We start from the raw sequence: 15286 nt of genomic DNA, 5'->3' as shown, positions 1-15286 counted from the left end.
ATATCTAAGTAACAAGGTATAAACTGAGGCGGGCCTTGTCTTCTGTCTTTAGTGAAGTCCTATGGAACTTACCTCTCATCCGCTAGTTCATACGTAGTCAGGGTTTCTACCCTGATTGTTTAGCACTAACGCCTCAAGAGTTAAGCTCATTTAAGCTCCCTCCCCCTGGATCGGGGCAAGATGGTGAGATGACGACGCTGTTCGCACACCTGAACCAGCTAATGTAGTGAACAGCAAACGTTACAATCCATAGCAACAGTTACACAGCAACAGTTAGCCTCGCAAATTATGGCTGCGCCCCTTTGGTGGCTCTGGTAGGACCATTCATGAACCATGCTACGGCACCCATTTATTGCCCCATTTGTCAGACGCTCAATACGGAGGCGTACAACTTTTGCCAACAATGCCGCTCCTCGCTGCCCAAACGGTATCTCTGGGCTGTAGGGACGGGTGTTGATGCTTATCAAATCGGAGATGTCTTAGGCGATCGCTATGTCTTAAAAAGCCGCCGAGTTTTATTCGACACTAAGCCAGGGCTGCTCCCCGATCTACCCAGTGATATTTCCGACGCGATCGCCCCTTATCTAAGGTTGTTTCCGTATCAACTGCATATTCCCCAGGTATATGGGCAAGTGCAAACGGAAAAGGGCGCTCCAGTGGTGCTGCTAGAGCAAGTTCCGCTAGAGACGAGGCGTTGGAGCCAGAGTGCAGCCGAATTATCGCATCCACTGTTCCCTGCCTTAGCTGATGTGTGGCCAGAGGCCCCGGCAATCCGACAACTGAATTGGTTGTGGCAAATCTCGCAGTTATGGCAGCCGTTTAGTAGTGAAAGGGTAGCTTCTAGCTTAGTCGAGCCGCAACTATTGCGAGTGGAAGGGCCCCTTGTACGCCTGCTGGAACTACAGAGCGATCACAAATCCGCTCCTACTTTGAGGGAACTCGGACAGTTATGGTTGCAGTGGGCACCGACGGCCCAGCCTGAAATTGCGCGTTTTCTAGCAGCCTTGTGTCATCAAATGATTCAAGGGCAGATTCGTACGCCCGAACAACTGACTGCTCAACTAGACCGAGGCTTGGTTGTTTGTGGGCGATCGCAAGCTCGTTTGGCCCAGATTGCTACGCGCACTGACCAAGGCCCTAGTCGCCAACGCAATGAAGATGCCTGCTACCCAGCGAGTGGTACTACTTTCTCAGTGCCATTGCATCCTGGGGAAACGCCCAAAACCCTGACCTTGGTTTGTGATGGCATCGGTGGCCATGAAGGAGGGGATGTTGCTTCTAACCTTGCGATCGCTGCCGTTCAGGAACGAATTCAGGCTCTAGAACTGGACGTAGCTCTGCAACACCCAGATAGCTTAATGGCAGAACTGGAGCAGGCTGTCTGTCTTGCCAATGATTTAATTTGTCAGCGCAACGACCAAGAGCGACGGCTAGAGCGCCAACGCATGGGCACCACTTTAGTCATGGCGTTGGCCCGTGGTCATGAAGCTTACATCACTCATATTGGCGACAGCCGCGTCTATTGGATTACCCGAACTGGTTGTTATCAGCTCACAGTAGATGACGATGTCGCTTCGCGGGAAGTGCGCTTGGGCTATGCCTTATACCGAGATGCGGTACAGCAACCAGTTGCAGGTTCGCTGGTGCAAGCTCTAGGCATGAGTAGTTCAGCTACGCTGCATCCGACTGTGCAGCGTTTGATTCTGGATGAAGCGGGTGTCTTCTTACTTTGTTCGGACGGCTTGACTGAGAACGATCGCGTTGAGGAATGCTGGGAAACCGAAATTCTGCCAATTTTGGACGGTAAGGTGGATGTGGCCACTGCTTGCCAACGCCTGGTCGAAATTGGCAACATGCGAAATGGGCATGACAACGTTACTGTCGGCCTGCTCTACTACCAAGTGACGCATACCGAAGCGATCGCAGAATTGCCAGCGTCTTTGTTGACGGAGTCACCGGATCTAGACCTCCCCCCAACTAGGCAGCCCACGGCGATCGTGACTGACACACCCACTCAGGTGCTGAATGCAGCTCCGTCCACCCTAAAAACTCAAATCTTACCGCCACGACGTTCTCCGAATGGAGCCCTACTGCTGCTAGGCATTCTGTTGTTGGTTGGTCTAGGTGGCGTTCTTGCTTATCTGCTTTTGCCTGGGGTTAGTCGTCGCATCGATCCACTACTGGGTCGAGCTCCCCAACCAGATGGAGCGCAAGTAAACCCTGGTACGCCTATTTCTACCCTGCCTTCACCGAATCCCTCGCCCCTTGTCTCGTCGCTCACCTTGGCCCCAGGGACTTTGATTCAAATTCGTCAACCCACTTCAGGGCTTGCTAGCGATCGCGAAACCGGATCAATTCAATTGCAACCTCAACCGGGTAGTTCTACAACTGCACCTGACCTTGAATCAGGCGTTGCATCCAGTCTTGCATCAGGTGATCGCGCTCCTAATGCTGCAACAGCTCAGTTAGTTCCCGCAGGAGGACTACTGCAAGTCTTGAGCAAGCAAGTCATTCCCGCTCAAGGCAGTTGGGTCAAATTAAAAGTTTGCTCCATTCCTAGTGGCACGAACGCTCAGGAATCCCCGTCTCCAAGAACCGCAACTCCCATTCCTACCGCCTCGCCTTCCAACCGCGCGACAACCCCGTCACTCGGTGATCGCTTTCTGCAACCTGGAGCCAGTGGCTGGATTGAAGAAGCAGTTTTAATGCCATTGATTGAGCCTAATTCACCTTCGCTAAATCAATTAGGAGCTTGTAGCAATCCCCCATCAACTCCGACACCCACCCCTACTACTGCCCCCAGCCCATCGCCAGCTCCAGAATAAATGGACTCTGCTGTCAGAACTCAACTCTCCCAAGACCAGATAGACTGATAGGAAAACTAGCGATCGCTCAGATTCTTACAACTTACGGTTTTTGAATGCCTGTGTCAGAAACTCCTTGCCTTAGCCTGTCCATTCAGCGTTTGGCAGCTTCAGGAACAAATCGATATGTAATCTGGGTTATCAATGCCCCCTACCCGAGTGGGTACGTCTTACACGATTGCGTTTGGCCTGACACGCTAACGCAAGCTTGGCAAGCTTGGCAGGAAATGTTCTCTCTGCGCGGTCTGCCGCAAGTGCCTCATGTCTCTTCGGTGCCACCAGCGACATCGCCTCCAGCCTCTACACCAGAACCCAACGCCCTACCCTATGGGGCTCGCTTGATGCAGAACTTAGGGGTCAACTTGTGGCAATGGCTATTTGACGGGCCGGTAGAAGCTAGCATCAATCGTAGCCAAGGTATGGCTTTTGGGCTAGGCACACCGCTGCGATTGCGTTTAGAGATTCGCGACCCTGAATTGATTGCCTTGCCTTGGGAAATCATGCAATCCCAGATGGGCCGATCAGTGATTTCGATCGCTAGTGATCAGATTTTGTTTAGCCGCACGACTAGTGAAGTAGAATCGCTGCCAGCTTTACGGATGGAGCAATCCCTCAAGGTGCTTTTGGTTCTAGGACAAGGCACAGATACAGCCTCTAATCAGTCTGAAAATGTTGGGTATGGGGCTGCAGTCCCATACCCAGCAGTGCTGAATTTAGAACAAGAAGCCGCTGCATTGGAAGAAATTCTGACCAATCATGAGGTTTCAGACACAGGCGGTCAGCAAACAGTAGCAGTGCGCTCCCACGTAGACACTCTGATCCAGCCCACTCCAGCTCAGCTAATTGAGCACCTGGAAACAGGAAAATACAACATTTTCTTTTATGCAGGGCACGGGGTACCTGCACCTGACGGTGGCTTGCTGTTGTTGGGTCCGGGAAACGGGCTTAATGGTACCGAATTAGCTCAAGTTTTGACTCGTTGCCGCGTTACTCTCGCAGTATTTAATGCTTGCTGGGGTGCTCAGCCAGATCACACCAATGACCAACCAATTCCACGCAGCAGTCTGGCAGAAGTCCTAATTCATCATGGAGTCCCTGCGGTTTTAGGCATGCGCGACTCTATTACAGACCAAGAAGCGTTGAGTTTTATCCGCTCCTTCGCCCAAGCCTTGAGAAAAAGTGAACCGATCGATCGGGCAGTAGCTTTGGCAAGACAGCATCTTTTAATGCTGTACAAATTTAATCAGCCTGCTTGGACCTTGCCAGTTCTGTATATGCATCCACAATTTGATGGTCGATTGATCCACACGGAGGGTAGTATCCAGTTCGGTCAGGAAATTAAAGAAGATAAAGGCAACAACACCATGCTGCCGCCAGAAGGATTTCCTAGCGACATTAGACCGCGGATTCCAATGGCTTCTTTACGCTTAACCGGACTTCCACCGAAAGCTTGGCCAATTCGAGACGGAGTAATTCGGGTAGGTAGTCAAGGAGATAATGATTTGGTTTTACCAGAGGCTGGAGTTTCTCGGTACCATGCCAAAATTTTCTATCGAGATGCTTCAGATCAGCCAGATAACCAGCCAGCTTATATCCTGCAAGATGTGTCTCGATATGGGACTTTCATTTTAGGGTCAAATGGCTGGCGAAGAATCCACCAACAGGAAGTCTCTTTGCGCTCTGGAGTTCAGCTAAAATTTGGCAATCCTAATGGGCAAGCGTTAGAGTTTTTGATCGAGCGCCCAACTTCTGAGGAAAACCACATCTAAGCCAATTGGCCTAAATTTCAATCGCTTGCGGAACTTCCAAAAATCGGCGTGTAGCTACCCACGTCAAATGCAATCAGGAGTAGCACGATGAGAAACGGAACTATGCACTCAGACTATTTCGAGCACTCTCAATTCCAAGTTGAACTAGATGATTTGCTAGAGGCTACTCTGAGCATTGATACGCCTTACCCTTGGAACATCGCAGACCCGGAAGCAGCGTCCTATCTGGAAAAGCTAGAGCAAGGATTTTCTCTAGATAACTGGCCTGAGGATGAAGTAGCAGCGCGATCGCAGGACTTCTTCGCTCGCCTAGATGGAATTTGGGCACAAAATTCTCTATCGCAGCGTTTTGCTACCTGGGCTCCTCAAAGTGTTTTAAACGCGATTGTGCAGCAAGCTCAGAAGGTGGTTGCTAGCAATTTGTCTCTAGCTGAGCAGCTAGTTCAGTGCGTGCAGCAAAGCTTACCTAATTGGGATGCTGATGACCTGCAAGTCTTAGCACGTCCACTGGCTTATGCGATGCGGGGGGTAGAAGCAGAAACCACTGAAGTTGTGGAGTCTACGCTTAAGGCAGTGCGACCCGTAAGTTGGGAAGAGCTATCAGAACTGGAGCAGGCCCGTCTGAGCCTGTCGATCGCTCGTTGTGCTTTGGCTCAGCTGCATCAAACTGACAGCGCTCAAACTGATGAGAGTTGTGAATGATGAGCTAGGCATTGATAGTCTCCGTTGAGTTTTAGGTATAAAAGATTGCTTTCAATGATTCTATTCAAGCATCCTCTGAGAACTGCATCATCGCCCAACTGGGCGAACTGAGCTAAAAGTTCAAAGGCTAAGGAGACTTGGAAAGTCGAGTAGCAAAGTTTTGAGAGCGTGTCGGTGACAGTTGTCGAGCCTTGAGGATTGCTGCTGCCAAAAAAGCATAAGAGACAACTCCAACGATCATCAGCAGTAGAGCGTTAATGGTACCAGCTGCATTCCATAAAGCATGCAGGATCGCTGCGGTAAGATAGCCGATGCTGAGAATGAACCAACGTTTTCTAGGCTTGAGCACAGCGAGGCCCACAAAATAACCTAAGTAGCCACTGTAAGCAATATGACCAGCCACAGAGCCCAGAACTCGTGGAATTAAGAGTTGGAGACCTTCTAGGGAACTAGACTGCTGCTCAATGTCTGGAACGTATTGGCCCAAAGTTTCTACTAGCGTAAATCCAGCGGCGGCAGCGGTGCCCAGTAAAATGCCATCTAGAGGTTCCCAAACGCCAATTTGTTCTCGCCAGGGCGATCGCAGACAGCGACCGAACCCGTAAGCTAGCAGGACGGGCAGAGCTTTTAGCAGCTCCTCCATCAAGCCAGCCCCAAAGAACATGCTAGTGATGAGCCTGAGAAAACTAGTAGACTCATCCGGAATTGGTAAACGACCGGGAAGCACTTGGCGAAACAGCACAATGAAGGTCGATAGAATGGGACTCCGCAAAATGAGCACCATGACGCCTAGAGCCCCTAGTAGCACCCACCACGGCTTTCTTTTACCGCAGAGCTGATAAACGAGATAGTAAGCTGCCCCGACTAGATAGGTAGCAAGCAGCAGATTAAAGGCGACTGGCTGACCCACTGCGGCAAACATAAGCACGACAAAGCCGACTGTGACGATACCAGGAACTAAGTAGGCTTTGTGCGCTAGCTCTCTTCCAGTCGAAAGAATAGGAAATAGTTGCGTTAAAGTGACCGAGTCCGTCGCTACTAACCGAGGGCTTCTTAAGGGCGGTGCGGTGGCAGCAGACTGGAAGGGCGCGGCATGGCTAGGCTGTGGCACCACTGCTAAATGGGAAGCGGCTGAAGGCTCGACTAAATGGCACTCAAAAATAAATTCTGGGCCATTACCACCGAGCACAATGCGATCGCCGAGCTGCAAAACTTGGCACCCCTGTAGGCGCTGTCCATTTAAGTAAGTGCCATTGGCGCTATTAAGGTCGCAAATTTCCCAGAGCGGTTCTTGAACTTGAGTTTTGAAGTTGAGGATGGGACGGATTTGAGCATGCCGTCGTGACACCATCCCAAACAAATTTGAGTCTAGGACAATCTGGCAATAAGTATCTCGTCCAACCGTTATTGATTGGGTGCGCGACAACGGGTAGCAAGGAGAATTCCGTTCTATAGAAGTTGGAGAAGGAACTTGCCAGAGGAAGGCGACGTAAGGAGCCTGATCCGTCATCGTCACGAAGGCTGGATTTTAAAAGCTAGGCTTATCTTGCCACACTTTCACTGGTTTGCCCTGGCATCTCGAACCGCTGCCAAGAAAAAGACTACAGTCAACGGGATGCTAATGGCCAGAATAACGCCGGTGACTAGTCCACCTAGATCTGGTTTTCCAGAAGATAGCTCAAATACAGAGCCAACCGCAGCGATCGCGGCTACACAAGAACCGCCCAAGAATACACCACTTTTCGGGGTCAATGCTATTCAACCTTTAATCAAGCAACAATAGTAAAGAATAAATGCAATCAGTCACTAATGCTTAAAGAATCTAGGGCTGAGCTATAAATAGCCCTTCGGTCAATCACTAACTCAGCAACACTCTGGGCTTGGTCCTGTGATTACGATTAACCTCTATGAGAGATTTGCAGGTTCACGTACAAGCTCACGTAGAAAACTCTCATAGAGGCTACAGCGTCATTTCCGAATTTAGCCAATCGCCCTAAGCAACAGGCTTCACAGCCTGAGCCGAAAACCCATACTTAGCCAGCTCTTGATTGAGTGCTAGGCCATTCTCAACTCGGTCTACAAATAACACACCGTTTAAGTGGTCCATTTCATGCTGAATCGCCCGAGAGAGTAGTCCAGTTGCCGTTAGTTTCTGTGGCCGTCCATACTCGTCTTTATAAGACACCTCGACTGCCGCAGGCCGTTTGACATCTAGATAAACCCCCGGAATGCTGAGGCAGCCTTCTTGAGCTACACAAATATCGCGGCCCATATGCTTGACACTGGGATTGATCAAGATCAGTGCTTGATTAGTGGGGTCATCTGGTTCGCAATCTATAACAATCAGCTGTTTCTGCACAGCTACTTGGGGGGCAGCCAACCCAATGCCATCGGCGCTGTACATGGTTTGGAGCATTTCACGTACTAAATCGCGGATTTCTGCATCCACTTTATTAATTCGCTTTGCTGGCTGACGTAAGACGCGATCGCCAAGATGGTGAATCTCTAGAGGCGGATTATCTAACTTTTTCTTTTCGACAAGAACCTCAGAAGTCATGAACGTATGCTCGCAATTAGGGCTAAATTCCGGAATGATTCCGCTTTACATTCATCTTATCAACCCTTGCTCTGGATTGCCTGGGTAGAAAATGCCTAATTTGCGATCGCACTCGGCTGAACTGGGATTGCTTTAAAGACAAAAGAGGTGTGGTAGGCCACACCTCTTCTCAATTAAAACTAGTTGTCAATTCAACCTTTACTCAAGAGCAGGTTGAAGTCAGCTTGGTTTCCAGTGGCCTCACTCTAAACTGTGAAATGGTTTTCGATGGAAACATTGAGCGTGTAACTATCATTCGCCGTGAGCGGTGTACCCGTGATTCCGTTGCCAATGGTGTTGGTTGACTCAACCTTGGCAACTCCAATAACGTAACGCCCTGGGGCATTAAAGTTATAGGTCAGATATGAATCATTCAAGGACGAACTACCAGCATCAGGACTACCAGCATCATCATTTGTTGCTAAGAGAGTCCCCCTGTTGTCAAAGAGGAATATCTCGGTATCCAAAGCCGCAGTACCACCCTGATCGGCAAAGTCAATATCAAAGATACCTTGGACAGAACCTTGCCCTGAGGCACTACCGATAATAAACGAGTAGTAGTCAAAGGAGCCATCTCCCCTAACTGAGACAGAGGTGTGCGGAATGGTGGTAGCAGCAGTGATGTTTTCGTTGGCGGCTAAGGAGAAATTAGAATCAATGCTCTGAGCCACGATCAGATTTACTGTAGCTGTCGCATTGCCGCCTGCACCATCAGTTACCGTGTAAGTGAAGCTATCACTGCCATTAGCGCCACTAGTAGCGTTGTAGACATAGGTACCATCAGGTCTAGCCTCCAAGCTACCACGGGTTGGCTGGGTGGTACTGGCGATCGTTAGGGTTCCCTCAACATCCGTATCATTGGCTAACAAGGTACCAGGAATGATGGTGGTTGAAGTCGTAGCATCTACTACTAATAGGTCAGCCGAAGCTTTGGGTAAGTCGTTGACAGCAGCGACCGTGATATTGACTGTGGCAGAAGCAGTTCCCCCATTGCCATCACTGATGGTGTAGGTGAAGCTATCAGAGCCGTTGAAGTTGGTCGTCGGGGTATAGCGGAAGGTACCGTTGTTGCTGATAACGGAGCCGTTCGCAGGATTGGTATTTCCGGTAATTGACAGAGTGTTGCCCTCAACATCAGTGTCATTCGCTAGGGCTGCGATCGTGACTACTGTGTCTTCGTTAGTTGTGACCGTATCACTGTTGGCAATCGGAGCATCATTGACTGGGGTGATGGTGACATTAACTGTGGCAGCAGCAGAGCCACCATTGCCATCACCGATGGTGTAGGTGAAGCTGTCTGTGCCATTCGCATTCGCATTGGGCGTGTAAGTGAAGACGCCGTTGTTGTTGACCACAGAGCCACGGGTGGGATTGACAGAGACCCCTGTAATCGAAAGGGGATTGCCTTCTACATCCGTGTCATTGGTCAGGACAGGAATGTTGACCTGGGTGTCTTCAGGGGTGCTTGCTGTATCGCTGATGGCAATCGGAGCATCATTGACCGCGTTAACCGTGATGTTGACCGTCGCCGAGGCAGAGCCGCCATTGCCATCACTGATGGTGTAGGTGAAGCTGTCTGTGCCATTCGCATTCGCATTGGGCGTGTAAGTGAAGACGCCGTTGTTGTTGACCACAGAGCCACGGGTGGGATTGACAGAGACCCCTGTAATCGAAAGGGGATTGCCTTCTACATCCGTGTCATTGGTCAGGACAGGAATGTTGACCTGGGTGTCTTCAGGGGTGCTTGCCGTATCGCTGATGGCAATCGGAGCATCGTTGACTGGGGTGATAGTGACATTGACCGTCGCCGAGGCAGAGCCGCCATTGCCATCACTGATGGTGTAGGTGAAGCTATCTGTGCCATTCGCATTTGCATTGGGCGTGTAAGTGAAGACGCCGTTGTTTTGGCTCAGGCTGCCTTTGGTCGCCAGCGAGAAATTACTAACACTCAGAACATCGTTTTCTGCATCCGTGTCATTAGCAAAAGCATTAATCGTGACCACTGTGTCTTCAGGGGTGCTTGCTGTATCGCTGATGGCAATCGGAGCATCATTGACCGCGTTAACCGTGACATTGACCGTCGCCGAGGCAGAGCCGCCATTGCCATCACTGATGGTGTAGGTGAAGCTATCTGTGCCATTCGCATTCGCATTGGGCGTGTAAGTGAAGACGCCGTTGTTGCTGACCACAGAGCCACGGGTGGGATTGACAGAGACCCCTGTAATCGAAAGGGGATTGCCTTCTACATCCGTGTCATTGGTCAGGACAGGAATGTTGACCTGGGTGTCTTCAGGGGTGCTTGCCGTATCGCTGATGGCAATCGGAGCATCGTTGACTGGGGTGATAGTGACATTGACCGTCGCCGAGGCAGAGCCGCCATTGCCATCACTGATGGTGTAGGTGAAGCTATCTGTGCCATTCGCATTTGCATTGGGCGTGTAAGTGAAGACGCCGTTGTTTTGGCTCAGGCTGCCTTTGGTCGCCAGCGAGAAATTACTAACACTCAGAACATCGTTTTCTGCATCCGTGTCATTGGTCAGGACAGGGATGTTGACCTGGGTGTCTTCAGGGGTGCTTGCTGTATCGCTGATGGCAATCGGAGCATCATTGACCGCGTTAACCGTGATGTTGACTGTGGCAGAAGCAGAGCCACCGTTGCTATCAGTAATAGTGTAGGTAAAGCTATCTGTGCCGTTGAAGTTGGTGTTTGGGGTGTAGCGGAAAGTGCCATTTCCCTGGTCAATTAATTGACCATTAGTAGCTGAGGTACTGCTGCTGAGGAAAAAGGTATCACCCTCAATGTCACTGTCGTTGGCTAGGACATTGACAATTGTGACTTGTGTATCTTCATTAGCACTGGCCGTATCGCTATTGGCAATGGGCAGGTCGTTCACCGCGTTAACCGTGATGTTGACGACGCCAGTAGTACTGCCTCCCCTGCCATCACTAATGGTGTAGGTGAAGCTATCAGACCCGTTGAAGTCAGGATTGGGTATGTAATTAAACGAACCGTTGTTGCGGCTGTCTACTGTACCGCTACTAGGCTGAGTGAAGCTGATAATTGCGATCGCGTCTTGGTCTGCATCTGTATCGTTAGCGAGTACATTAGTAATTAAAACCAACGAATCTTCATTCGTGGTCACTGCGTCACTACTTGCAACAGGAATATCGTTGACTGACGTAACATTGACGTTGACCGTAGCAGTCGCGGTTCCACCACTACCATCTGTAATGGTGTAGGTGAAGCTATCAGAACCGTTAAAGTTAGGGCTTGGAGTGTAAGTAAAGGTTTGATTGCCGTTATCTCTGATAGCGCCATTTAATGCTGGACCAAAGCTATTGATTAGCAGTTGCTGTTGGTCTGCATCACTATCGTTTCTAAGGAGCTCATTAGGAGTAATGAGTAACTCTGTGTCTTCACTGGTCGTGAATGCATCATTGTTGGCAACAGGAATATCTTGAACTGAGTTGACGACTAGGGTGACAGTAGCAGTCGTAGAACTACCTTTGCCATCAGTAACGGCATAAGTAAAGCTATCACTGCCACTAAAGTTGGCGGTAGGTGTGTATGTAAGACTCCCATTACTACTCGCTAGTACTCCCCGTCCCGGTTGGGAGAAGCTAGTAATTAAAGGGGTATCTTGGTCAGCATCGCTGTCATTAAGTAACAGATTGGCCTGAGTAAAGGTAACCGATGTATCTTCGTTTGTCGTAATAATATCGTTACCCGCGATCGGTGCGTCATTAATCGCGTTAACGTTCAGAGTCACAACAGCAGTTGTATGACCACCGCGACCATCTGTAATGGTGTAAGTGAAGGTATCTGTACCGTTGAAGTTGGACTTGGGGGTATAGATATAGGAGCCGCCAAGATCAACGAGCCTACCGTTTAGTGGCTGAGTAAAGCCCGTAATTAAAATGGGATTGCTATCAGCATCCGTGTCATTGCTTAACAGCGTAGCTCGACTGAAACTGACTTCCGTATCTTCGTTGGTACTGAAAGTATCGTTGCCCGCTATGGGGACATCGTTGACGGAACGAACTGTGAGGTTGACGGTACCAGCGACTGTAGTACCATTGCCGTCTGTAATGGTGTAAGTAAAGCTATCTGTGCCGTTGAAGTTGGACTTGGGATTGTAGATAAAGGTGCCATTGCCCAAGCCCTCGACCGTGCCATTGGCAGGTTGCACGAAGTTATCGAAGAAAAAGGTGTCTCCCTCAGGATCAAAATCGTTCCTCAGTAGCTCGGTGCTAGTGAAGCTAAGCGCAGTGTCTTCGTTGGTAGTAAACGCGTCATTACCTGCAACCGGAGTATCTGGGCTGGGATTAATGGTAATGGTGACAGTACTACTCGCTACACCACCATAACCATCACTTACTGTGTAGGTGAAGCTATCAGTTCCCTCATAGTTAAGCTCTGGGGTGTAGGAGAATGTCCCATCGGTATTGGTCGTCAGCGACCCATGAGCAGGACTAGTGAAACCTGCAATGACCAATGGATCGCCATCGCGATCGCTGTCATTGGCCAAGAGACTGGGGAGGAGTGTAAGAGTATCTTCAGCAACAGTAAAGCTCTCACTACCAGCAACCGGAGGCGTATTTACCGCAGTTCGCCCCTCCTTAATCCCGAAAAAGACGAAGTGTCGGAAGCCACTGGCAAAAGAGCCACTCGCAACAGCTGCCGCGACGTCTGAGTTGTGTTCTAGATAGAATCGCTCGTTATAAAAAATACTTGGATTGCGAGTCTGAGTAGTATCAGCCTCAAACTGACCAAAACGAATAAAGTGCTCGAAGCCACTGTTGAAGACGCTTGCCTTAACCGCTGAGAGGACATCTGGGTTATTGGCCAGATAATATGCCTCATCAAACAGAAAACTGGGAGAACGAGTTGGACTGTTCCCAAGCTCAAACTGACCAAACTGAATGAAGTGCTGAAACCCGTTAGGAAAGAAGCCTTGCCGAACAGCTTCCGCTACATCTGGGTTATTAGTTAGATAAAACGCCTCATCGAATAAAGGGCTAGGGTTGCGGCTAGGGCTGTTGACAACTTCAAACTGACCAAATTGAATAAAGTGTTCAAAACCGCTGATAAAAAAACCTTGCCGGACAGCCTCTGCTACGTCCGGATTATTCACGAGATAGAAGCTCTCATCAAATAGGTCGCTAATACTCAAACTCATGCAATTTACCTACTGAAGCGTGAAGTGAAGACGAAGCGCTCCATCAAACTCTAGCGATAGTTGGAATTTGCGATGGAGCGCCAGAAATGCTAGTTCGCGATCCTGATGAATTACGTAACTAGCTAGGAAACACTGCCCCTTCCGCGATCGCAGTTGAGGCAGTGTTACAGCTATAGAGTGATAGCCTCCAGATTATTAGACAAACGGATGACCTTCAACAGAAACTTGCAGGGTATAAGTTTGTCCAGGATTTGGCGGATTACCAAATAACTGACCACCAGAGAAGCCAGCTCCAGATTGGCTAACCCCCACAATGTAGACTTGGTTCGCAGTTAGATTAGTTGCTTTGATGTAAGCATCGGCTCCAGAGGCACTACCAAGGCCACCATTACTGGTTGACGCATTGTCATTCTGTACTACTAAAGCTCCTGTCTGATCAAAGAGGAAGAGTTGCGTATCGATTGACCCTGTTGCTTTCACACCAAAGTCAATGTCCAGAATCGCGGTCGGACCTCCTGCTGTAAATGAGTAGTAATCAAATGTCCCATCTCCTGTAGCAGAGACAGTTGCGTGAGGAATCGTCGTCGAATTCTCGATATTGTTATCGGAACTCTTCGAGAAGATGAACGGGCTATCTAGGTTGCGAGCTACCACAAGATTGACAGTACCCGTAGCAGTACCACCCTGAGGATCGCGAACGATGTAGCTAAAGCTATCGTTGCCGTTGAAGCCTGACCTTGGTGTGTAATTGAACCCACCATTCCCACGAGTGATAGTACCGTTCACAGGTGAGCTAGCGAGACCAACAATCCTCAAGCTGCTTTGTAGATCATCATCATCAAAGTCATTGGCTAGGAGATTCGTATCGCTGAGCGTACGCGACGCACCTTCTCCCACTACAAAGTAGTCAGTACTCGTAATCGGCAAGTCGTTCACAGGCGCGATCGCGACATTGACTGTAGCAGTCGCCGAGCCACCACGACCATCCGAGACCGTGTAGGTGAAGCTATCTGTGCCACTGAAGTTGGGATTGGGATTGTAGCTAAAGGTGCCATCGCCGTTGTCAGTAACAGCGCCGTTGCTGCCCTGTGTAGAACCAGCGATCGTGAGGAAATCACCGTCTACATCCGTGTCGTTTGCCAATACGTTAACGGTGACAGCCGCATCCTCATTAGTCGTAACAGCATCGTTCACCGCGATCGGTAGATCGTTAACTGGGCTAATAGTGATGTTGACCGTAGCCGCCGCAGTACCACCGTTGGCATCATTCACCACATAAGTGAAGCTATCGGAGCCGTTGGCATTGGCATTCGGAGTGTAAGTGAAACTGCCATTCCCTGCGCTTGTGATACTCCCCTTACCAGGGTCAGTGAAGTTAATCACAATGAGCGAATCACCATCGGCATCAGTGTCATTAGTAAACACATTAAATGTCGCCGGGGTGTCCTCATTAGTGGTCACACTGTCGTTGCCCGCGAGCGGAGCGTCATTCACAGGATTAATCGTGACATTCACAGTACCGGTTGATGTGCCACCTCTGCCATCTGTAATGCTGTAGGTAAAGCTATCTGTACCGTTAGCATTGGGATTTGGTGTGTATGTAATGGTGCCATTGTTATTGCGCACCACACCCCGACTAGCTGGACCAAAATTGAACAGCGTGATTGGGTCACCGTCAGCATCCGTGTCATTGGTAATGACATTGATCGTGCCAGAAGCATCCTCATTGACGGTCAAGACATCGTTGACAGCCACTGGTAAATCGTTAACAGAGGCGATGTTGATCGTGACCGTTGCACTGGCAGAGCCACCATTGCCATCATCAACGACGTAGGTGAAGCTGTCGCTGCCGTTAGCATTCGGGCTCGGCTGATAGCTAAAGGCGCCGTTGTTGAACGTCAATGCTCCCTTGGTGGTCTCCGTGAAGCTAATCACAGTCAGCGTATCCCCATCCGCATCCGTGTCATTGGCCAGGATATTGATAGGAGTAGCCGCAGCATCTTCATTGAGGCTGAGGGTGTCATTGCGAGCAATAGGAGCATCGTTAATCGAGTTGACTCCAACACTGACCGTGGCCGTGGCAGTGGCACCAGCAGCATCACGAACGGTGTAGGTGAAGCTGTCAGAGCCGTTGAAGTTGGTCAACGGTTGGTAGGAGAAGTTGCCGTTGCCGAG

Annotated in this window: 8 protein-coding genes; 3 read left to right on the top strand and 5 right to left on the bottom strand. The window is 49.8% G+C overall.

Annotated elements, in window-relative coordinates:
- The first annotated feature begins 326 nt into the window (after window positions 1-326).
- The 3 genes from NDA01_RS20250 to NDA01_RS20240 all read left to right on the top strand — a co-directional run bounded on the left by NDA01_RS20250 (window position 327) and on the right by NDA01_RS20240 (window position 5335).
- A complete protein-coding gene (locus NDA01_RS20250; RefSeq protein WP_348229382.1) occupies window positions 327-2825 on the top strand; it encodes a protein phosphatase 2C domain-containing protein in 2499 nt (832 codons plus the stop codon).
- A 95-nt stretch (window positions 2826-2920) separates the two neighbouring features.
- On the top strand, window positions 2921-4633 hold the full coding sequence (locus NDA01_RS20245) for a CHAT domain-containing protein (protein WP_348229381.1): 1713 nt from the start codon (window positions 2921-2923) through the stop codon (window positions 4631-4633).
- Between the two features lie 87 nt (window positions 4634-4720).
- Window positions 4721-5335 (top strand): hypothetical protein, encoded by a 615-nt coding sequence (locus tag NDA01_RS20240; RefSeq protein ID WP_190555293.1) that lies wholly within the window; start codon window positions 4721-4723, stop codon window positions 5333-5335.
- Between the two features lie 127 nt (window positions 5336-5462).
- On the opposite strand, the gene NDA01_RS20235 is transcribed toward NDA01_RS20240, so the two are convergent.
- The 5 genes from NDA01_RS20235 to NDA01_RS20215 form a co-directional block, all read right to left on the bottom strand.
- Window positions 5463-6845 (bottom strand): PrsW family glutamic-type intramembrane protease, encoded by a 1383-nt coding sequence (locus NDA01_RS20235; protein ID WP_348229380.1) that lies wholly within the window; start codon window positions 6843-6845, stop codon window positions 5463-5465.
- Window positions 6846-6892: 47 nt separating this feature from the next.
- Window positions 6893-7087, bottom strand: a complete 195-nt coding sequence (locus NDA01_RS20230) for a hypothetical protein (protein WP_431193471.1) — start codon at window positions 7085-7087, stop codon at window positions 6893-6895.
- A 241-nt stretch (window positions 7088-7328) separates the two neighbouring features.
- Complete coding sequence (def, locus tag NDA01_RS20225) at window positions 7329-7892, bottom strand: peptide deformylase (protein WP_348229379.1); 564 nt, start codon at window positions 7890-7892, stop codon at window positions 7329-7331.
- 245 nt (window positions 7893-8137) lie between these two features.
- Window positions 8138-13111, bottom strand: a complete 4974-nt coding sequence (locus NDA01_RS20220) for a beta strand repeat-containing protein (RefSeq protein ID WP_348229378.1) — start codon at window positions 13109-13111, stop codon at window positions 8138-8140.
- A gap of 195 nt (window positions 13112-13306) precedes the next feature.
- On the bottom strand, window positions 13307-15286 hold a 1980-nt coding region (locus NDA01_RS20215; RefSeq protein WP_348229377.1), incomplete at its 5' end, for a tandem-95 repeat protein.

It is taken from the genome of Trichocoleus desertorum AS-A10 (genome assembly GCF_039962155.1).
GTDB lineage: Bacteria > Cyanobacteriota > Cyanobacteriia > FACHB-46 > FACHB-46 > Trichocoleus.
The sequence above is the reverse complement of the archived record's forward strand: the minus strand, read 5'-3'. Positions and strand labels throughout refer to the sequence as shown.